6 protein-coding genes and 1 pseudogene are annotated in these 3973 nt (G+C 66.9%); 2 read left to right on the forward strand and 5 right to left on the reverse strand.

All coding sequences use genetic code 11. The features are described from left to right. A pseudogene (locus ACIREE_RS42560) lies at positions 1 to 422 on the reverse strand (site-specific integrase); the annotation flags it as partial. A 324-nt stretch (positions 423 to 746) separates the two neighbouring features. Between ACIREE_RS42560 and ACIREE_RS42565 the strand changes: the two are divergent. Beyond that, a complete protein-coding gene (locus ACIREE_RS42565; protein WP_404164960.1) occupies positions 747 to 905 on the forward strand; it encodes a hypothetical protein in 159 nt (52 codons plus the stop codon). On the opposite strand, the gene ACIREE_RS42570 is transcribed toward ACIREE_RS42565, so the two are convergent. From ACIREE_RS42570 to ACIREE_RS42585, 4 genes are all read right to left on the reverse strand, one after another. Next, on the reverse strand, positions 895 to 1761 hold the full coding sequence (locus ACIREE_RS42570) for a hypothetical protein (protein WP_404164962.1): 867 nt from the start codon (positions 1759 to 1761) through the stop codon (positions 895 to 897). The two genes, ACIREE_RS42565 and ACIREE_RS42570, sit on opposite strands and share 11 nt — an antisense overlap. Further along, entirely contained in the window at positions 1758 to 2108 is a 351-nt protein-coding gene (locus ACIREE_RS42575) for a helix-turn-helix domain-containing protein (protein WP_404164964.1), read from the reverse strand. The genes ACIREE_RS42570 and ACIREE_RS42575 overlap by 4 nt, the downstream gene beginning before the upstream one ends. Before the next feature lie 17 nt (positions 2109 to 2125). After that, complete coding sequence (locus tag ACIREE_RS42580; RefSeq protein ID WP_404164966.1) at positions 2126 to 2332, reverse strand: hypothetical protein; 207 nt, start codon at positions 2330 to 2332, stop codon at positions 2126 to 2128. A gap of 127 nt (positions 2333 to 2459) precedes the next feature. Beyond that, positions 2460 to 2906: a hypothetical protein gene (locus ACIREE_RS42585; protein ID WP_404164967.1), complete on the reverse strand. Its 447-nt coding sequence runs from the start codon at positions 2904 to 2906 to the stop codon at positions 2460 to 2462. A gap of 133 nt (positions 2907 to 3039) precedes the next feature. Between ACIREE_RS42585 and ACIREE_RS42590 the strand changes: the two genes are divergently transcribed. Continuing rightward, positions 3040 to 3795, forward strand: a complete 756-nt coding sequence (locus tag ACIREE_RS42590) for a transposase family protein (RefSeq protein WP_404164969.1) — start codon at positions 3040 to 3042, stop codon at positions 3793 to 3795. The last annotated feature ends 178 nt before the right edge of the window (positions 3796 to 3973 follow it).

Below are 3973 nucleotides of genomic sequence, written 5' to 3' on the forward strand. Positions count from 1 at the left end.
CAGCGTTCAAGGTCGGCCTGACGGCAGGTGGCAAGGCTGAGGTTCTCGTCCTCGAGCCAGTCCAGAAGGCAGACGGCCGCCCGCAGATGTTGCCGCGCGACCGCGAGCTGGTAGTGCGTGACCTCTTTGCCGCGGCTTCGTCGGCGAAGCCGGCGAAGGAGGTGCCAAGTCGCGTACCGGTGCAGGATTTTCCGTCCCTCGGCCGTCGCATGGGAGGCGACGAGGGTCTTCACGTGCCGTTCGAGACGGACCATCTGCTCGTCCCGCTTGGGCAGGACGTCGGTGGCGACGAGAACACTGCGGATGTGCTCGACGACCTTGCCTTCAGGGAGTTCGTCCAGGGCCTCGTGGGTGAGGGGACGACGGCCGGAGCCAAGATCGGGCAGGACGGTGGAGACGATGCCCTTGGAGAGCCAGCGCATCGCGGTGCCAGCTCGTTCAGTGCTGGCCAGGGCGTCGTGGAGGGGCTGCAGCTTCGGGGATATCGACCCGGTGCCGTAGCTGAGGATCTCGTGGAGCCGTTGCTTGAGTGTGCAGCGGGGGCACGGACCCGGCGCGTGTAACCGCTCGGCTTGTCCGCAGGTCGGACAGGGACGCCAGAGTTCAGCGTCCGGCGTGGTGCAGGGCCCGCAGACGGGGCGTCGGCAGTGCCGGAGTGGATGCCACGCATTCGTCCGCAGATGGTGCAGTGAGCTTGGCGTCGATCGCAGCCGCCGCAGCGGGGCAGGCCGGTCAGTATCGAGAGCGTGCAGGGTGCGGTGCGGCCGCAGATCGAGCAGAGCAGTACGGGCAAGGGGCGGCAGATCGGGCAGATCGGCCTGTCTGCGGTGCGGGAGTTGACCATGCGTGACTCGCCGCAGACGATGCAGATCTCCAGGTTCGCCGGGTCGGTGATCAGGCAGTGAGGACACAGCGGTCGCCCCTGGTCGTCGCGGGTGGCCGGCTCGCGCCGGGCTCCGCAGCGTACGCATTCTTCGAAGCGGGACTTGGCGATGCAGTTGCGGCAGACCCGCTGCCCGTCGAGCGGCTTGTCGATGCGGACCACCCGGCGGCAGCGGGGGCAGGCGGGCCGGACGATCCCGGCGACATCCGCCTCGTGCAGCAGGTCGAGAACTTCAAGATGGCGCGATGCGGCGCAAGATAGCCCTCCCCGGTCAGCAAGCGCGGGTCGTCCTCCAGGGCCCAGACCACTCGCTGGCGATAGTGGGGACGGTGGGGTGCCGTCCGGCGGAGGGCCTCGGCGACCGCATCACGGTCGGCGCCCGGGGCGATCGCGGTGATCAGTCCGTGGACGACCATGGCGGGATCACGGTCGTCGTGGTCGGGACACATCGAACAGCGGGGCAGGCCCTTGCGGTCCCGGAAGCCGACGCGTCGGACGTTGCCGCAGGCGGAGCACTCGGCGGTTTCCTGACCGCAGACTCCGCAGTACCAGTCCTGGCCCTTGCGCTGGAGGGTTCGCAGCTTCTTGCCGCACTCGGCGCAGACCGGCGGTGAGGTCGCCGACGCGCCGGCCTTGCGGAGCTCGATGAGCAGATCACCGACGGCCCGGGGCGCCGGGGACCGGCCGTCGGTCAGGACGGCGGGCCGTATCGCCAGAGCCTTGGCCAAGTTCCGTGACTTCGCGCGGCCGCCCGCGACCGTGGCGACCACGGCCCGGATGGCCTCACTGTCGAGATCGTTCTCGACGTGGGCGACGAGGTCTGTGATCAGGCCAATCGGATCGGCGACGGCGCGATCGAGCTGGTCAGCTGTGGTCATGAGCGGTCAACACCCCTGATCCGGGCCCGCTTTGGCCGCAGCCCGCCGAGTCCCTCCACGTAGGGTGCCGAGGCGCTGGCGGCTGCCTTCTTCGGCTTCTTCACGGCGCCGGCCGCCGCGATGGGCTCGATGAGGTCGTCCATGGTGCAGTCAAGGATGTCGAGCAGGGCCATAAGGATCTTCAGGCTCAGTCGCTCCGGTCGCTCGACGACGAGCCGGTAGACCTGGCTCGACGACAGGCTGATGCCGCGTTCGGCGAGCGGTGGGAGGAGGTCGGTGGTGGAGAACATCCCGCGGTCGGCCATGACTTTGCGCAGGTGCCAGTGGTAGTCGAGCTTGGCGGCCATCGCCGGATCCCTCTTCGTCAGGCTCCGGTGAATGCCGGGGCCAGTGCCGTGTGCAGGGAAGTGTTCATGAAGTCGTCGCTGACGTGCGTGTAGATGGCCAGGGAGCTGTCGCACTCGTGGCCGACCTGCTGCTGGAATATCTTGAGTCGCTTCGCCCGTCGGCCCGCTGAAGTGGGCTGTTGCGTCGAGGACGATGTGCTCGAGCCACGGGATGCGGTGATCATTTGCTCTCTGCGCCTGCTTTGATCGTTATTGTGATGAGACAGCGGTGGGCGGCAGCGGGAGAGCAGTCCGCTTGAATGATTGAGCGTCACGGAGACCGGGCTGCACCTCATGTTGTCCCCCAATAGGTCATCGCTCGACATATACGCCCCGGCTGTAACCACGCGCGTCAAGCTGGACCACGAGGGTGTCCGAGTCGCCGAAATCGAAGCTGACCTCCGTCTCGGCGGATGAAGTCACCCTGAAGCCTTCGAGGAACAAGCGTTCCTCCAACGGCGTCTCCGCGACCTCCGGGTAGTCGTAGTGCAGGTCGCCCGGTGCATACTCGAGAGCGAATGACTTGATCGAGTCCAGGTTGGCGAGAGCGGCCTGGATGCCTGCCGCGGCTTGTGCCAGCACAGCGTCGAGTGCGGAACCGCGCAGGGCTGGAGCGACCGCGATCAGTACTTCGGCATCGGTCTCGCCGTTCAACCTGGCCGGCCGAACCGCAGGATCGATGTCGATCGCGGCAAGCAGCTGGGCCTCGCCATAGCGTCGCACCTCACCAAGCCAGGGGTGACGCGCTACTACCTCCACAACCCGCTCCCTTCGCAATGAGGGTTTTCCAAGCTGGTGTTGCTGACCGCGAGTTGGACGGTCCTGCGCAACGGCGAAGCTCCTGGTAGACGGGTTCTCGACCAAGATCACCCGTGTCCGCCAGGAGCTTCGCGTGCTTGTCTACCCGTCCTCGATCGACCTGTCCAGCCGCACCCTGTGGTTCCTGACCGGACAACTCACAGCCAGGCGGCAGGAGATCGGGACGCGATGGCGGCGCCTCTCCGCCGCACGTCAGGCTCTGCTCGCCCTGGCCCACCTGCGGTGCGGTGACACCTATGCCCAGCTCGCCGCCGGATTCGGCATCGGGATCGCCACCGTCTACCGCTACATACGTGAAGCCGTCGACGCCCTGGCCGCCCTCGCCCCGTCCCTGGCCGAAGCGATGAGAACGATCCGGACGAAGGCGTTCGTCATCCTCGACGGCACCCTCCTGCCGGTCGACCGCATCGCCGCCGACACCCCGTACTACTCCGGGAAACATAAACGCCACGGCATGAACGTCCAGGTCCTTACCGACCCGTTCGGACGACTGCTCTGGGCCTCGCCGGCTCTGCCCGGCTCGACCCACGACCTGACCGCCGCGCGACAGCACGGGATCATCGACGCGCTCGCCGAGGCGGGCCTCAAGTGCTGGGCGGACAAGGCGTACCAAGGCGCCGGCGGACCCGTCCGGGTACCGTTTCGAGGGCGCCGTCTCAAGAGATGGAAGCGCCGCCACAACACCACCCACGCCAAGATCCGCTGCCTCGGCGAGCAGGCCATGGCCACCCTCAAGAGCTGGCGCCTCCTGCGAAAGCTCCGCTGCAGCACCAACCGAATCACCGACGTCGTGAAGGCCGTCCTCGTTCTTCACCACTCGTCAGCATGAGGTTGGAAAGGCTCAGTGTGGGCATCTCGAATTCCACAACCACCAGGCCGTGACCAGCAGCTTCACGAGCGCTCTGCTCACTATGGAGTTTCCCCGTGATCTCGGACACGTGATCGTTATGCCGCGAGGGTGTGTTGATGCCGCTGCCTTGTCTCGGCGGGAGTGAGGTAGCCGAAGG

Origin of the sequence: Streptomyces sp. NPDC102467 (assembly GCF_044765445.1) — a bacterium.
Lineage (GTDB): Bacteria > Actinomycetota > Actinomycetes > Streptomycetales > Streptomycetaceae > Streptomyces.

What these genes read in the sequence shown, in the direction of transcription:
- ACIREE_RS42570 (WP_404164962.1), bottom strand. Translation starts at nt 1,761, where the DNA reads ATGACCACAGCTGACCAGCTCGATCGCGCCGTCGCCGATCCGATTGGC.
- ACIREE_RS42575 (WP_404164964.1), bottom strand. Translation starts at nt 2,108, where the DNA reads ATGGCCGCCAAGCTCGACTACCACTGGCACCTGCGCAAAGTCATGGCC.
- ACIREE_RS42580 (WP_404164966.1), bottom strand. Translation starts at nt 2,332, where the DNA reads ATGATCACCGCATCCCGTGGCTCGAGCACATCGTCCTCGACGCAACAG.